This is a genomic window from Streptomyces sp. F001 (assembly GCF_004187715.1).
Lineage (GTDB): Bacteria > Actinomycetota > Actinomycetes > Streptomycetales > Streptomycetaceae > Streptomyces > Streptomyces flavusporus.
Genome location: NZ_QZWF01000009.1, coordinates 180057 through 194945, shown reverse-complemented (window position 1 = coordinate 194945; position 14889 = coordinate 180057). Strand labels below are relative to the sequence as shown.

Here is a 14889-nt window from a genome sequence, read left to right as displayed (position 1 = left end):
AAGTGGACGCGGGCCGTCCGGTGCGGGTGACGCAGCTGGTCGCGGACGCGACGAGCGCGGTCAGTGGTGCAGGATCTTCGACAGGAAGTCCTTGGCGCGGTCGCTGCGCGGGTTGCTGAAGAACTGATCCGGCACAGCCTCTTCGACGATGCGGCCGTCTGCCATGAACACCACACGGTTCGCAGCCGACCGGGCGAAGCCCATCTCGTGGGTGACGACGATCATGGTCATGCCGTCGCGGGCGAGCTGCTGCATGACCTCGAGGACCTCGTTGATCATCTCCGGGTCGAGGGCCGAGGTCGGCTCGTCGAAGAGCATGACCTTCGGGTCCATGGCCAGGGCGCGCGCGATCGCGACACGCTGCTGCTGGCCTCCGGAGAGCTGGGCGGGGTACTTGTCCGCCTGCGAGGCCACGCCGACCCGGTCGAGCAGGGCGCGCGCCTTCTCCTCGGCCTTCTTCTTGTCCGCCCTGCGGACCTTGATCTGGCCGAGCATCACGTTCTCGAGCACGGTCTTGTGCGCGAAGAGGTTGAACGACTGGAACACCATCCCGACGTCGGCACGCAGCCGGGCCAGCTCCTTGCCCTCCGCGGGCAGCGGCTTGCCGTCGATGGTGATCGCGCCCGAGTCGATCGTCTCCAGGCGGTTGATGGTGCGGCACAGAGTGGACTTCCCGGACCCGGAGGGCCCGATGACCACGACGACCTCGCCGCGGGCGATCGTCAGATCGATGTCCTGGAGTACGTGCAACGCGCCGAAGTGCTTGTTGACATTCTTCAGGACCACGAGCTCGCCGGTCGCGGCCACATCTTCCTTGGCCACCGATACTTCGGTCATCGCTCTCAGGCTCCGTCCTCCTCGTGGTTTCGGAGGACAGTAGCTACCCTACGCGACCTGCGTCATTACATCTGAGGCGAATTTGAGTATCACGATCCGGTAGCAGCCGGACACATGTCGTAGCACTTGTGGGTGGAGCTCGTATCGGCCGGGTAACGGAAGCCCTCCGCAACCCGAATCCTCTTGACGCCGTCCTTACCCATCAGCGTCACTGCCTTGGTGCACGCGCGCGTGCACGCGATTTCTACCCAGACGGACCGTACTGCCGATGAACCGGAGGAGGCCGGGATGAGACTGCTCCTCGTCGAGGACGACAACCATGTCGCCGCCGCCCTGTCCGCGGTCCTGGCGCGGCACGGTTTCGACGTCACGCACGCGCGCAGTGGGGAGGAGGCCCTCCAGGCGCTCGTCCCGGAAGGCCCCGGATTCGGTGTCGTGCTGCTCGACCTCGGCCTGCCCGACCAGGACGGATACGAGGTGTGCAGCAAGATCCGCAAACGCACCAGCACCCCGGTGATCATGGTCACCGCGCGCTCCGACGTCCGCTCCCGCATCCACGGCCTCAACCTGGGCGCCGACGACTACGTGGTGAAGCCGTACGACACGGGGGAGCTGCTCGCCCGGATCCACGCCGTCAGCCGGCGCAGCGTCCCCGAAGAGGCCACGGGCAGCAGCGAGGGCGCCCTGCACCTGGGCCCTGTGCGCATCGAACTGCCCACCCGACAGGTCAGCGTGGATGGTTCGGTTGTCCAACTGACCCGCAAGGAGTTCGATCTGCTCGCCCTGCTCGCCCAGCGCCCCGGGGTGGTCTTCCGCCGGGAACAGATCATCAGCGAGGTGTGGCGTACCAGCTGGGAGGGAACCGGACGCACCCTGGAGGTGCACGTCGCCTCGCTGCGCGCCAAGCTGCGCATGCCGGCGCTGATCGAGACCGTACGCGGCGTCGGCTACCGGCTCGTCGCCCCGGCCGGGTAGCGGGGCAGGGTGCACACACGTCTCCTGCCGCTGCTCATCGTCCTGATGGCGGCCGTACTGCTGGCGCTGGGCATTCCGCTCGCCGTCAGCGTGGCGGCGGCCCAGCAGCAGAAGGTGGTCGTCGACCGGATCGACGACACGGCGTTCTTCGCGGCCCTCGCCCAGTTCGTCACCGCTCCTCCCAGTGGATCCCGCCGCACGGACCCGGACGAGCGCCTGGAGACGCTGAGTCGCGAACTCGACAGCTACTACAAGGTCTACGGCATTCGTGTCGGTGTCTTCTACGCCAATGACGCCGCCATGGCTCATGCACCGGCGGACTGGTACCTCCCCCGAGAGGGCGAGGTGCGCAACGCATTCGACGAGGCGCTGCTCAGTCGGCGCAGTGACGACCCCGAGCAGGTGTGGCCGTGGCAGCGGCACCGGCTCGTCGTCGCGTCGCCGGTCATCCGGGACGGCGACGTGGTCGCGGTCGTGGTCACCGACTCGCCCACGGGCCAGATGCGTTCACGGATCCTGTCCGGCTGGCTGGTCATCATCGCGGGCGAGACGGCCGCGATGCTGCTGGCCGTCGGCGCCGCCCTGCGGCTGACCGGCTGGGTGCTCAGACCCGTCCGGGTCCTGGACGCCACGACGCACGACATCGCCACGGGACGCCTGAAGTCCCGGGTCGCGGCGGCCGGCGGACCGCCGGAACTCCGCAGGCTCGCCCGATCGTTCAACGAAATGGCGGACAACGTCGAGGCCGTGCTGGAGCAGCAGCGCGCCTTCGTCGCCGACGCCTCGCACCAACTGCGCAACCCGCTGTCCGCACTGCTGCTGCGCATCGAACTGCTCGCCCTCGAACTCCCCGAGGGCAACGAGGAGATCGCCTCGGTCCAGACCGAGGGCAAGCGCCTGGCACAGGTCCTGGACGACCTGCTCGACCTGGCGCTGGCCGAGCACGCCGAGGCCGACCTGAGCCTCACGGACATCGGCGCGCTGACCGCCGAGCGCGTCGCCGCGTGGGCGCCGACCGCCGAGGCCAGGGGCGTCCGGCTGGTCGGGGACTGCCCGCCCACGACCGCCTGGGCGGACCCGGTGACGTTGTCCAGCGCGCTGGACGCGGTGATCGACAACGCGGTGAAGTTCACGCCGAAGGACGAGCGCGTCGAGGTCACCGTCGCCTCCAACGGCGACACCTCGACGATCGTGGTCGCCGACGGCGGACCCGGCCTGACCGACGAGGAACTCACCCGCGTCGGCGACCGCTTCTGGCGCAGCAGTCGCCACCAGAACGTCAAGGGCTCCGGCCTCGGCCTGTCCATCACACGCGCCCTGCTCGCGGCGGCCGGCGGCTCCATCGCGTACGGCCGTCATGAGCCGCACGGGCTGAAGGTGACGGTGACCCTGCCGAGGACCGGACCTACGGCTTGACCGAGCGGTAGTAGCGCCGGGCACCCTCGTGCAGCGGCAGCGGGTCGGTGTAGATCGCCGTGCGCAGGTCGACCAGCTGGGCGGAGTGGACGTGGGCGCCGATGCGATCACGGCTCTTGATCACCGTGCGGGTCAGCCACTCGGTGAGCTCGGGATCCATGTCCTTGCGGGTGATCAGCACGTTGGACACCGCCATCGTCGGCACGGTGGCCCCGTTCTGGGCGGTGCCGTAGGCCGACTCCGGCATGTTGGTGGAGCGGTAGTAGTGGGTGGCCCGGCCCTGGCGGTGCAGCTCGGACACGAAGTCGGCATCGATCGGGACGAACCGGAAGTCGAACGTGTCCGCGAGCTGCTTCAGACCGTCCGTCGGCAGTCCACCGGACCAGAAGAACGCGTCGATCTCGTCCCGCTCCAGCCGGTTCGGCCCGGTGTCGATGCCGTCGGACAGCGGCGTGATGTCCTGCTGCGCGTCGATGCCCGCCGTCTTGAGCACCCGGGTCGCGATCAGCCGCACACCTGAGCGGGGAGGCCCTATGGCGACCCGCCGGCCGCGCAGGTCGGCGACGGACTGGATGTCCGAGCCGCGCGGGACGACGAGATGCACATAGTCGTCGTACAGGCGGGCGACCCCGCGCAGCCGGTCGGCGCCGGGCTCGTTGTTGAGCTCGTACGTCTCCACCGCGTCCGCCGCGGCGATCGTGAAGTCGACCTCGCCGGTCGCCACGCGCGCGACGTTCTCCTGCGAACCGTCGCTGGTCATCAGCTGCACCTCGAGGTTCGGCATGTCCTTGGCGAGCTCGGTGCGCAGCAGGGTGCCGTACCGCTGGTAGACCCCGCGCGGTGTGCCGGTGCTGAAGGTGATCGTCCCGCTCGGCGGCTCCTCGCCCAGCGGCAGCAGCCACCACAGCAGCAGCCCGAGGGCGACGAAGCCGGCGGCCGCGCCCTGCAGGGCCCGGCGTCTGCCGATACGGGACAACACCTTGGACATGCGCGCGATCCTGCCAGCCCGTACGCCGTGCTGACCAGGGCCGGAATCACACGGGGTTGTCACAGGCGGCCGTTAGAGTCGGCGTATGAGCTCCTCGCCCGCCGACCTGGTCCGTGAATTCCACCTCGCCTTCGGCCTCGACGTCCGCACCGCCCCGACGCAGATCCCGCAGGCGCAGGCAGCGCACCGCGGTGAACTGCTGGCGGAGGAGGCCGCGGAGGTCGCCGAGGTGTCGGTGACCGGACCGCTCGACCGGCTCGCGCACGAACTGGCGGACGTCGTCTACGTGGCGTACGGCACGGCGCTCGTGCACGGCATCGACCTGGACCAGGTCATAGCCGAGATCCACCGTTCCAACATGACCAAGCTGGGCCCCGACGGCCAGGTCGCCCGCCGCGCCGACGGCAAGGTCCTCAAGGGGGAGCACTACGAGGCGCCGGACGTGACGGGGGTTCTGCGCCGCCAGGGGTGGGAGCCCGGCGGCGCGTGAGCGGGCGGGGCGGCTCAGTACCCACCCTCAGTCCCCCACCGGTGCCTCCGCCCTGGCATCCTCCGGCGGCCGTACCGGCCTCGGCATGTCCTTGCCGCCCCGGAAGCGGTGGCTCCATCGCATGGCGAGCGGCTCGGTGTACCGCGCGGTGATCGGACCGAGGATCACCAGGATGAGGACGTACGCCGTGGCCAGGGGACCCAGCGACGGTTCGATGCCGGCGGTGACCGCCAACCCGGCGATGACGATCGAGAATTCGCCGCGGGCCACCAGCGCGCCGCCCGTGCGCCAGCGGCCCTTGACGGAGATCCCGGTCCGCCGGGCGGCCCAGTAGCCGGTGGCGATCTTCGTGAGGGCCGTGACGGCGGCCAGCCCCAGGGCGGGCAGCAGGACGGGCGGGATGCTCGCCGGGTCGGTGTGCAGCCCGAAGAAGACGAAGAAGACCGCGGCGAACAGGTCCCGCAACGGACTCAGCAGCGTGTGGGCGCCCTCCGCGACCTCCCCGGACAGCGCGATGCCCACCAGGAACGCGCCCACCGCCGCGGACACCTGCAGCTGCTGGGCGAGACCCGCGACGAGGATCGTCAGACCCAGCACGACGAGCAGCAGCTTCTCCGGATCGTCGCTGGAGACGAACCGCGAGATCACCCGGCCGTAGCGCACGGCCGCGAACAGGACGAGTCCCGCCACACCCAGCGCGATCGCCAGCGTCACGCTGCCGGCCGCCAGCCCGGCCCCGGCCACCACCGCGGTGACGATGGGCAGGTACACGGCCATCGCCAGGTCCTCCAGGACAAGGACGCTGAGGATCACCGGTGTCTCGCGGTTGCCGATCCGGCCCAGCTCGCCGAGCACCTTGGCGATGACCCCGGACGACGAGATCCAGGTGACACCCGCCAGCACAACGGCGGCCACCGGACCCCAGCCCAGCAGCAGCGCGACCACGGCACCCGGCAGGGCGTTGAGCGCGAAGTCGACCAGCCCCGCCGGGTAGTGGACCTTGAGGTTGGTGACGAGATCGCTGGCCGTGTATTCGAGGCCGAGCATCAACAGCAGCAGGATGACGCCGATCTCGGCACCGGTGGCGATGAACCCCTCGCTCGCGCCGAGTGGCAGCAGACCACCCTCGCCGAAGGCCAGCCCGGCCAGAAGGTAGAGCGGGATGGCGGAGAAGCCCAGCCGGGCGGCCAGCCGGCCGAGCAGACCGAGGCCGAGCAGAAGGGAACCGAACTCGATCAGCAGGATCGCGGAGTGCACCGGTTCACTCCCGCCCGAGTATCGCGGCGGCGGCGTCGACGCCCTCGCGGGTGCCGATGACGATCAGGGTGTCTCCGCCCGCGAGCCGGAAGGCCGGCGTCGGGGACGGGATCGCCTCGGCCCGCCGCAGCACGGCCACGACGGACGCGCCGGTCTCGGTCCGCATCCGGGTGTCGCCCAGGACTCGCCCGTTCCAGTGGGAGGTCGCGCCCACCTCGATGCGCTCGGCCACCAGCCCCAGGTCCGTCGGGGAGAGCAGGCTGCTGCTGTGGTGGGACGGCTGCAGCACGTCGATCAGCGCGCCGGCCTCGGCGCCGGTGAGCCGCAACGACTGGGCGCAGGAGTCCGGGTCGTCGGTCCGGTAGACGTTCACCGTCCGGGTGCCGTCGCGGTGGGCCACCACGGACAGGTGGCGGTGTTCCCGGGTCACCAGGTCGTACTGGACCCCGATCCCCGGCAGCGGCGTCGCCCTCAGGCGTGGAGCAGACACGTTTCTTCCCCTTGTCGATCGTTCCTGCGCTCCGGGGCTTCCCGGCCCCGGAACACTGCGCCGAGCCGCCATGCTGTCATCCGCCCGTACGGTGGTGACATGGGTGTCAGCACGGATGGACGCGGCCGGCGAGGAACGGAGAGGCTGGTCAGGACTGTGCCGTCGACTGAGGCGGGGGAGCGGTCGGCCGGCGTTGTGTTGCCGAACGTCATGACCGGGAGAGGAGTCACCAGAGGCGTGTCGCTGTTCTGGCGGATCTTCTCCCTGAACGCCACCGGCCTGATCGTGGCCGCCGCCCTGCTGCTCGGCCCGGTCACCGTATCGACCCCGGTGCTGCCGGGCGAGGCGCTGGTCGTCGTCGGCGGGCTCGCCGCGCTGCTGGCGGTCAACGCGGTCGTGCTGCGGGTCGGGCTGGCCCCGCTGGCAGCCCTGGGCCGCGCCATGGCCACGGCGGACCTGCTACGGCCGGGCACTCGGGCCGAGGTTGCCGGCCCCGCGGAGGCGGCGACGCTCATCACGACGTACAACACGATGCTCGACCGACTCGAGACCGAACGCGCCACCAGCGCCGCCCGCGCGCTGTCCGCCCAGGAGAGCGAACGCCATCGCATCGCCCGTGAGCTCCACGACGAGGTCGGCCAGACCCTGACCGCCGTGCTCCTCCAGCTCAAGCGGCTCGCGGACCGGGCCCCCGACGAGCTGCGGGACGAAGTGGGCCACGCGCAGGAGGCCACCCGCGCCGGTCTCGACGAGATCCGGCGTATCGCCCGCCGCCTGCGCCCCGGTGTCCTCGAGGAACTCGGCCTGGCCAGCGCCCTGCGCGCGCTCGCGACCGAGTTCACCGCGCACGGACTGACCGTGCGCCACGACGTCCACGGCGATCTCCCTCCGCTTCCCCAGGAGACCGAACTGGTGGTCTACCGGGTTGCCCAGGAAGGCCTCACCAACACCGCCCGGCACTCGGGTGCCGACCGCGCCGAACTCCGGCTCGAGCCGGTCGCGGACGGTGTCGAGCTCCTCGTACGCGACAACGGCAACGGTCTCGGTGCGAGGCCGGAAGGAGCCGGAATCGGCGGGATGCGTGAGCGTGCGCTGCTGGTCGGCGCGGTGCTCACCCTCGAACCGGCGCCCGAGCAGGGCACCGACGTACGTCTGCGGATACCGCTCACGGCAGGGAGTCGCTGATGTCGTCCCCGATCCGGGTCCTGCTCGCCGACGACCACACGCTCGTACGCCGTGGGGTGCGCCTCATCCTGGACGGCGAACCGGATCTGACGGTCGTCGCCGAGGCGGGCGACGGCGCCGAGGCAGTTGCGCTCGCGCGCGCGGGCGAGGTGGACCTGGCCGTCCTGGACGTCGCGATGCCCCGCATGACCGGTCTGCAGGCGGCCCGGGAACTCTCACAGCGACTGCCCGCCCTACGGATCCTGATCCTCACGATGTACGACAACGAGCAGTACTTCTTCGAGGCCCTGCGGGCCGGGGCCTGCGGCTACGTCCTGAAGTCCGTCGCCGACCGCGACCTCGTCGACGCCTGCCGGGCGGCGATGCGCGACGAACCGTTCATCTACCCCGGCGCCGAGCGCGCCCTCGTCCGCTCCTACCTGGACCGCCTGCACCGCGGAGACGGCCTGCCGGCGCGGGCCATCACCGAGCGCGAGGAGGAGATCCTCAAGCTCGTCGCCGAGGGCCACTCATCCAAGGAGATCGGCGAACTGCTCTTCATCAGTGTGAAGACGGTCGAACGCCACCGCGCCAATCTCCTGCACAAACTCGGCATGCGCGACCGTCTGGAACTCACCCGCTACGCGATCCGCTCCGGGCTCGTCGAGCCGTGACCGCTTGAAATCGCCCGGGACGCCGTCCTTACCGGCACTCACGGCAGTGCCGCATCGTCCGGCGGGAAGCCGTACCGCCCCAGCAGCCGGACGAAGCAGGCCGCGCTCAGTACCCGCAACTGCTCCAGCCCCGACGTGGTGCGTTCGAAGCACACCACCTGCTCGTGTCCGCCCGGCCCGATCGGCTGGACCAGGCGGCCGCCCGGCCGCACCTGCGCGACCAGCGGCGCGGGCACCTCCGGGAACGCAGCCGACACGAGGACCGCATCGTACGGAGCACGGTCCGGCACGCCGCCGCTGCCGTCACCGACCCGCAGTTCCACGTTCCGTACGCCCTGGCGGGCGAGATTCACACGGCCCTGCGTGGCGATGTCGGGCCGCATCTCGATGCTGACCACGTCAGCGGCCAGCCGGGCGAGCAGCGCGGTCTGGAAGCCCAGACCGGTACCGACCTCGAGGACGTGTTCGCCCCCGCCCAGAGCAAGGCTCTCGATCATCATGGCGGACAGCGACGGCTGCGTGGTGACCTGTCCCTGCCCGATTGCCACGGGTACATCCTGGTAGGCGGCGGCCACCTGACCGGGCGGGACGAATCCCGCCCGGGGCGTCGTTCGCACGGCCTCGAGCAGCCGCTCGTCCCTGATCCCGGCGGCTCTGAGGGCTCGCACGAGGTCCTCGGGCTCCCTGGGGACGGAGTTCACGGGCGGGTCACCACACCACCAGGCTAGGCGCCCCGCCCCGGTCAGTCGGTGAAGCGTTTGACGAAGGCGAGTGCGGTCTCGGCGACCTCACGCCAGCCGTTGTCGATGGTGAGAGCATGGCCGCGGCCCGGCATTTCGGTGATCTCGGTCACCGCGTGCTCGTTGCGGGCCTGCTTCTTGTACGAGGCGTTCGCGATGGCCCACGGCACGGTGTGGTCCTTCTCGCCGGAAATGATCAGGAGAGGGCCGCGTTCGGGTGCGAGGGTGTCGACCTTCACCTCGGTCCACGGGTTGATGTTGGCGGCGGCCGCCTGGAACAGCGGCTCGCCCGGCGCGGGTACGGCGAACCGCTCGTACAGCTCCTTGGCCTCCTCCTCGCTCACCGCGTTGGCGAAGGAGTAACGGAACTGGTCGTAGGTGAGCGGTACCGCGCGGTGGTAGTTCGCCGGGTTGCCCAGGACGGCGCTCGCGGCGCGCAGCGACGAGATCGGCAACGGCAGCACACCGCGAAAGGGCGCAGGGTCGATGGCGACGGACGCCGCCGACAGCCCGCGGCCGGCGATCATCTGGGTGATGAGGCCGCCGAAGGAATGGCCGATGACGACGGGCGTGCGCTCCAACTTTCCGATGAGGTCCGCGAAGTGGTCGGCGACCTGACCGACGCTCTTGCCCGCGAAGACCTCGGGGTGCGCGTTGGCCTCGGCCACGGTGTCGGGGTCGTTGGGCCAGCCGGGGGTCAGGGGCGCGTATCCGGCCTCTTCGAAGACCGCCGACCAGCGGTCCCAACTGCTGGGCAGCAGCCACAGACCGTGGACGAACACGACGGGGGTGCGGTCGCCCGCGTTGATGCGCACGATCTGCTCGAGGTCATTGACTGTCGACATGGAGGGGTCCTCACTCGGGAAGGGCGGCACGGGCTCAGGCTGAGGTGACAGTGCGCGCGGCAGCCTTGATCAGACCGGCCACCGCGCGGCGTCCGGACGGCTGTGGAGCGGGATCAGGCCGCACGCTATGACGGCACGGTTCGCGTGGATTGCCCGTCCGCGCACAGCGTTGTGCCGTCGGTGCACGGAAGCGGACCGCCGCGTTCGGCGTCTCGCAGTCGGCGCCGCACGGTCAGTTCACGGCGGCGGAAGAGGCTCTCCCGGGACCGCCTACTCTTGAGGCATGACCAGCAGCAGCGACCGGAGCCCCGCAGTGGACGTTCAAGCACCCAAGAGCTACGAAATCCGCACCTACGGGTGCCAGATGAACGTCCATGATTCCGAGCGACTGGCCGGTCTGCTGGAGGACGCCGGCTATGTGCGCGCGCCGGAGGGGTCGGACGGCGACGCGGACGTCGTCGTCTTCAACACCTGCGCCGTACGCGAGAACGCCGACAACCGGCTGTACGGCAACCTCGGCCACCTCGCGCCGAAGAAGGCCAAGCGGCCCGGCATGCAGATCGCGGTCGGCGGCTGTCTCGCGCAGAAGGACCGCGACACCATCGTGAAGAGGGCGCCCTGGGTGGACGTCGTCTTCGGCACGCACAACATCGGCAAGCTGCCGGTCCTGCTGGAACGTGCGCGCGTCCAGGAAGAGGCGCAGGTCGAGATCGCCGAGTCGCTCGAAGCCTTCCCGTCGACGCTGCCGACGCGGCGTGAGAGCGCCTACGCGGCCTGGGTGTCGATCTCCGTCGGCTGCAACAACACCTGCACCTTCTGCATCGTCCCGGCGCTGCGCGGCAAGGAGAAGGACCGCCGCCCCGGCGACATCCTGGCCGAAGCCGAGGCGCTGGTCGCCGAGGGTGTCTCCGAGATCACGCTGCTCGGCCAGAACGTCAACGCGTACGGCTCCGACATCGGCGACCGGGAAGCCTTTAGCAAGCTGCTGCGGGCCTGCGGGAAGATCGAGGGCCTGGAGCGCGTCCGCTTCACCTCTCCGCACCCGCGCGACTTCACCGACGACGTCATCGCCGCCATGGCCGAGACGCCGAACGTGATGCCGCAGTTGCACATGCCGCTCCAGTCGGGTTCGGACACTGTCCTGAAGGCGATGCGCCGCTCCTACCGCCAGGAGCGCTACCTGGGGATCATCGAGAAGGTCCGCGCCGCCATCCCGCACGCCGCGATCACCACCGACATCATCGTGGGCTTCCCGGGCGAGACGGAGGAGGACTTCGAGCAGACCCTGCACGTGGTGCGCGAGGCCCGCTTCGCCCAGGCGTTCACCTTCCAGTACTCCAAGCGCCCCGGCACTCCGGCCGCCGAGATGGACAACCAGATCCCCAAGGAGGTCGTCCAGACGCGCTACGAGCGCCTCGTCGCCCTCCAGGAGGAGATCTCCTGGGACGAGAACAAGAAGCAGGTCGGCCGCACCCTGGAGCTGATGGTCGCCGAGGGAGAGGGCCGCAAGGACGGCGCCACCCACCGCCTCTCCGGCCGCGCCCCCGACAACCGCCTGGTCCACTTCACCAAGCCGGAGCAGGAGGTACGCCCCGGCGACGTGGTCACCGTCGAGGTCACCTACGCCGCCCCGCACCACCTCCTCGCCGAGGGCCCCGTCCTCGACGTGCGTCGCACGCGCGCGGGTGACGCCTGGGAGAAGCGGAACGCCGCTCAGGCGGCCAAGCCGGCCGGTGTGCTGCTCGGGCTGCCGAAGGTCGGCGTGCCCGCGCCACTGCCGGTCGCCTCGGGCAGCGGCTGCGGCTGCGACTGACCTCGCACCTCGGCGGAGCAGGTCCCACGCGCGCGTGGCACCCTCTTCGGAGCTACTCTGCCGATCATGCTTGTCGCCGCCGCAGTATGCCCCTGCCCGCCGCTCCTCGTGCCCGACATCGCATCAGGTGCCGCACCCGAGCTGGAGGCTGCTCGTGCCGCGTGCACGGACGCCGTGGGGCTGCTCGCCGCCGCCCGGCCCGACCGGCTGGTGGTCGTGGGGCCCGAGCCGACGGGCGGCGCCGAGTCGTACCTGACGTATCCGGAGGGCACCCGCGGCTCGTTCCGTGGCTTCGGCGTGGGACTCGACGTACGGCTGGGCCGGGAGAAGGCCGCCGACGCGGAGGTGCAACGTGAGCTTCCGCCGTCGCTCGCGGTCGCGGCATGGCTGCTGGAGCGGACCGGATGGTCGGACGCCCCGATCGAGGGACTCGGCGTGGGGGAACCGCTCGGGCCCGAGCGGTGTATCGATATCGGAAGGGACACAGCCGCGCAGGCCGAGCGGGTGGCCCTGCTGGTGATGGGCGACGCCAGCGCGTGCCGTTCGCTGAAGGCGCCGGGCTATCTCGACGAGCGGGCGGAGCCCTTCGACACGGCGGTCGCGCGTGCGCTGGGGGCGGCGGACGTCGCGGCCCTCGAGGCGCTGGACGTGGGACTGGCGCGGCAGTTGAAGGCGTCGGGCCGGGCGCCCTGGCAGGTGCTCGCGGGCGCGGCCGAGGGCACCGGGCTCGCGGGCGCGCTGCTGTACGAGGACGCGCCGTACGGGGTGGGGTACGTGGTGGCGGCCTGGTCGTAGGGGGCGTCCGGAAACAACGGGGGCGTTCGGAAACGGCTGACGGCCGGGAGCGTTCTGCTCCGCGGCCGCCCGTCGTGTGCCCTTCAGGAGACCGGCGGCGGTGGGCCCGGCGGTGTGGCGGGGCCTTCTCCCGTGTCGGTACGGTCCTTGTGCGCGAGTCGGTCCATGGCGCCCTTGGCCTTGTCGGTGCCCGTGTGGATCCTGTCGCTGTACTTGCCCTTGGTCCGCTCGTCGACGACCTTCGCGGCCTTGTCGATGCCGTGCTGGATCTTGTCCCCGTGCTGCTGTGCGAGATCAGAGACCTTGCCCTTGGCCGGGGTGAGCTTGGCCTTCAGATTGTCCAAGAGTCCCATGGTTCACCTTCCCTTGCGGGAACTCTACGTGTGGGCGCCCTCGTCGGCCTCGCTGTCGGCCGCCTTCCCGGCCGACTGCTGCTGGGGGATCCCGACCGCCTCCGGGCCGGTGCCGTCGCCCTCGTCCGTCGCCGTGGCCGTCTCCGTACCGGTCCCGGCTTCGGCCTCCGCCTCCGTCGTCCCTTTCGCTTCCCCAGCCTCATCCGCCTCGGACCCCGCCGACGGTGTGTCGGCCTGGGCCTCGGCGGTCGCCGCCTCCTCCTTGGCCTTCGACCTTCGGAGAAGTCGCGCAAAAACGCCCATATCAACTCCATACGTTACTCGTGCGGGCGAAATCCCGCGTAGCCCGGTGCGTCCGGTTGCATCGCCCCGGTCACCGCCTCTGTGCACTGGCGGCGAGAACCTCGCAACGGGCAACGACCCCGGACTCCCGCCGTCACGTAACTCGTTCGAGGGCGGGGCCGGAAGTTTGCGAGACTGGTGCAGTGAGTAGCGCACCCCCCACCCCCTGCGTCATCGCCGTCGTCGGACCGACCGCGGCCGGAAAGTCCGATCTGGGCATCCACCTGGCCCGGGAACTCGATGGGGAGGTCGTCAACGCCGACTCCATGCAGCTCTACCGAGGGATGGACATCGGCACCGCCAAGCTGACGCCTGAGGAGCGGGCCGGCATCCCGCACCACCTCCTGGACATCTGGGACGTGACCGTCACGGCCTCTGTTGCGGAGTACCAGCGGCTCGCCCGGGAGCGGATCGACGCGCTGCTCGACCAGGGCCGCTGGCCGATCCTGGTCGGCGGGTCCGGCCTGTACGTCCGCGGGGCCGTCGACAACCTGGAGTTCCCCGGCACCGACCCCGAGGTCAGGGCCCTGCTGGAGGAGGAACTCGCACTGCGCGGCTCCGGCGCGCTGCACGCCCGCCTCGCCGCCGCGGATCCCGAGGCCGCGCGCGCGATCCTGCCGAGCAACGGCCGTCGTATCGTCCGGGCGCTGGAGGTGATCGAGATCACCGGCAGGCCCTTCACCGCCAACCTCCCCGGCCATGACTCCGTGTACGACACCGTCCAGATCGGCGTCGACGTGGCGCGTCCCGAGCTGGACGAGCGCATCGCCCGCCGGGTCGACCGGATGTGGGAGGCGGGGCTGGTCGAGGAAGTGCGCGCACTTGAGGCGCAGGGGTTGCGCGAGGGGCGTACGGCGTCGCGTGCACTCGGCTACCAGCAGGTTCTCGCGGCGCTCGCCGGCGAGTGCACGCTGGACGAGGCGCGGGCCGAGACCGTCCGTGCCACCAAGCGCTTCGCGCGCCGTCAGGATTCATGGTTCAGACGGGATCCCCGGGTGCACTGGCTGAGTGGGGCTGCGGCGGATCTCACGGAACTTCCGCACCTCGCTCTGGCGTTGGTCGAACGACCGGTTACAGCCTGATCACGTGATGGCATCGGGACGCTCCGGCCGTCATCCGGGCCTCTGACGCCGTGCCATCATCGAGCTTCGATCGACCAAGTGGAGTCCAAGTTGGGAGGGCGCGTGGCGATGGAGGCCGGCCCTCGCGACACCGCACAAGGCCCCGAGCGCGCCACCACCGAGCGTGGCGAACCGGAGCGGGACGCCGACGGCCGTCTGAGCCCTGACGGGCTCGATGAGACACCGGACGGCATGACCGACGACGGCCCCGAGCCCGACGAGATGTTCGTCGGCGGACCCGAGGTCGAGGTCGAACTGCGCCCCCAGCGCCGGCTGCGCCTGTGGCAGCTCGCGCCCATCGTGGGCCTGGCCGCGCTCGGCTCCCTGATGTTCGCGTTCCCGCTGGCCTTCGACTTCGGCGACAGCGGGGCCGTGATCGCCATGCTGGGGCTGCTGATCTGCTCCTGCGCGGCCGGGTGGGGCATGATGGCCGCGCGCAAGGTGGGCTACACCTGGCCGGGGCTGCCGCAGCGAGGATCGGGCCGGCGCCCGGACTGGCGAGTGGTACTGGCCTACATGATCGTGGTCGCCGCCGTGGTGGTGCTGGCCGTCTGGCGAGTGGCCCGGCTGCGCTGACCGGCTGGCCGCC

Annotated in this window: 17 protein-coding genes; 9 read left to right on the top strand and 8 right to left on the bottom strand. The window is 70.6% G+C overall.

All coding sequences use genetic code 11. The annotated features are described in order from the left end of the window. Positions 1–60: 60 nt before the first annotated feature. Positions 61–837, bottom strand: a complete 777-nt coding sequence (locus StrepF001_RS28675; RefSeq protein ID WP_129801104.1) for an amino acid ABC transporter ATP-binding protein — start codon at positions 835–837, stop codon at positions 61–63. Between the two features lie 288 nt (positions 838–1125). Here StrepF001_RS28675 and StrepF001_RS28670 point away from each other — a divergent pair, with 288 nt between their 5' ends. Together StrepF001_RS28670 and StrepF001_RS28665 are read left to right on the top strand one after the other, a co-directional pair. Further along, positions 1126–1812, top strand: a complete 687-nt coding sequence (locus StrepF001_RS28670) for a response regulator transcription factor (RefSeq protein WP_129801103.1) — start codon at positions 1126–1128, stop codon at positions 1810–1812. 9 nt (positions 1813–1821) lie between these two features. Continuing rightward, positions 1822–3228, top strand: coding sequence for a HAMP domain-containing sensor histidine kinase (locus tag StrepF001_RS28665; RefSeq protein ID WP_129801102.1), 1407 nt, complete (start codon positions 1822–1824; stop codon positions 3226–3228). Here StrepF001_RS28665 and StrepF001_RS28660 read toward each other — a convergent pair. Then, entirely contained in the window at positions 3218–4216 is a 999-nt protein-coding gene (locus tag StrepF001_RS28660) for a TAXI family TRAP transporter solute-binding subunit (RefSeq protein WP_129801101.1), read from the bottom strand. The genes StrepF001_RS28665 and StrepF001_RS28660 overlap by 11 nt on opposite strands. Before the next feature lie 85 nt (positions 4217–4301). Here StrepF001_RS28660 and StrepF001_RS28655 point away from each other — a divergent pair, with 85 nt between their 5' ends. Continuing rightward, positions 4302–4706, top strand: coding sequence for a MazG nucleotide pyrophosphohydrolase domain-containing protein (locus tag StrepF001_RS28655; protein WP_129801100.1), 405 nt, complete (start codon positions 4302–4304; stop codon positions 4704–4706). Between the two features lie 27 nt (positions 4707–4733). Here the strand turns inward: StrepF001_RS28655 and StrepF001_RS28650 are convergent, their stop codons facing one another. Continuing rightward, the gene (locus StrepF001_RS28650) at positions 4734–5963 is read right to left on the bottom strand and encodes a cation:proton antiporter (RefSeq protein WP_129801099.1); all 1230 of its coding nucleotides are present in this window, start codon (positions 5961–5963) and stop codon (positions 4734–4736) included. A 4-nt stretch (positions 5964–5967) separates the two neighbouring features. Next, positions 5968–6453, bottom strand: coding sequence for a TrkA C-terminal domain-containing protein (locus StrepF001_RS28645; RefSeq protein ID WP_129801098.1), 486 nt, complete (start codon positions 6451–6453; stop codon positions 5968–5970). A 237-nt stretch (positions 6454–6690) separates the two neighbouring features. Here StrepF001_RS28645 and StrepF001_RS28640 point away from each other — a divergent pair, with 237 nt between their 5' ends. Further along, the gene (locus StrepF001_RS28640) at positions 6691–7638 is read left to right on the top strand and encodes a sensor histidine kinase (protein WP_240797716.1); all 948 of its coding nucleotides are present in this window, start codon (positions 6691–6693) and stop codon (positions 7636–7638) included. Then, on the top strand, positions 7638–8291 hold the full coding sequence (locus StrepF001_RS28635; protein ID WP_129801096.1) for a response regulator transcription factor: 654 nt from the start codon (positions 7638–7640) through the stop codon (positions 8289–8291). Before StrepF001_RS28640 ends, StrepF001_RS28635 begins: the two co-directional genes overlap by 1 nt. Before the next feature lie 38 nt (positions 8292–8329). Here the strand turns inward: StrepF001_RS28635 and StrepF001_RS28630 are convergent, their stop codons facing one another. Further along, positions 8330–8959 carry a methyltransferase domain-containing protein gene (locus StrepF001_RS28630; RefSeq protein ID WP_240797715.1) on the bottom strand — a complete coding sequence of 210 codons (630 nt, stop codon included), beginning with the start codon at positions 8957–8959 and terminating at the stop codon, positions 8330–8332. A gap of 74 nt (positions 8960–9033) precedes the next feature. Next, positions 9034–9876, bottom strand: coding sequence for an alpha/beta hydrolase (locus tag StrepF001_RS28625; protein WP_129801094.1), 843 nt, complete (start codon positions 9874–9876; stop codon positions 9034–9036). Positions 9877–10159: 283 nt separating this feature from the next. Between StrepF001_RS28625 and miaB the strand changes: the two genes are divergently transcribed. Further along, positions 10160–11689, top strand: coding sequence for a tRNA (N6-isopentenyl adenosine(37)-C2)-methylthiotransferase MiaB (gene miaB / locus StrepF001_RS28620; protein ID WP_129801093.1), 1530 nt, complete (start codon positions 10160–10162; stop codon positions 11687–11689). A 66-nt stretch (positions 11690–11755) separates the two neighbouring features. Beyond that, positions 11756–12484 (top strand): class III extradiol dioxygenase subunit B-like domain-containing protein, encoded by a 729-nt coding sequence (locus tag StrepF001_RS28615; RefSeq protein WP_129801092.1) that lies wholly within the window; start codon positions 11756–11758, stop codon positions 12482–12484. A gap of 83 nt (positions 12485–12567) precedes the next feature. Here the strand turns inward: StrepF001_RS28615 and StrepF001_RS28610 are convergent, their stop codons facing one another. Then, positions 12568–12837 carry an antitoxin gene (locus tag StrepF001_RS28610; RefSeq protein WP_129801091.1) on the bottom strand — a complete coding sequence of 90 codons (270 nt, stop codon included), beginning with the start codon at positions 12835–12837 and terminating at the stop codon, positions 12568–12570. A gap of 24 nt (positions 12838–12861) precedes the next feature. Next, positions 12862–13140 (bottom strand): hypothetical protein, encoded by a 279-nt coding sequence (locus StrepF001_RS28605; protein WP_129801090.1) that lies wholly within the window; start codon positions 13138–13140, stop codon positions 12862–12864. 182 nt (positions 13141–13322) lie between these two features. Here StrepF001_RS28605 and miaA point away from each other — a divergent pair, with 182 nt between their 5' ends. After that, positions 13323–14261 (top strand): tRNA (adenosine(37)-N6)-dimethylallyltransferase MiaA, encoded by a 939-nt coding sequence (gene miaA / locus StrepF001_RS28600; RefSeq protein WP_129801089.1) that lies wholly within the window; start codon positions 13323–13325, stop codon positions 14259–14261. A gap of 108 nt (positions 14262–14369) precedes the next feature. Next, a complete protein-coding gene (locus StrepF001_RS28595) occupies positions 14370–14876 on the top strand; it encodes a hypothetical protein (protein ID WP_129801169.1) in 507 nt (168 codons plus the stop codon). Positions 14877–14889 lie beyond the last annotated feature (13 nt).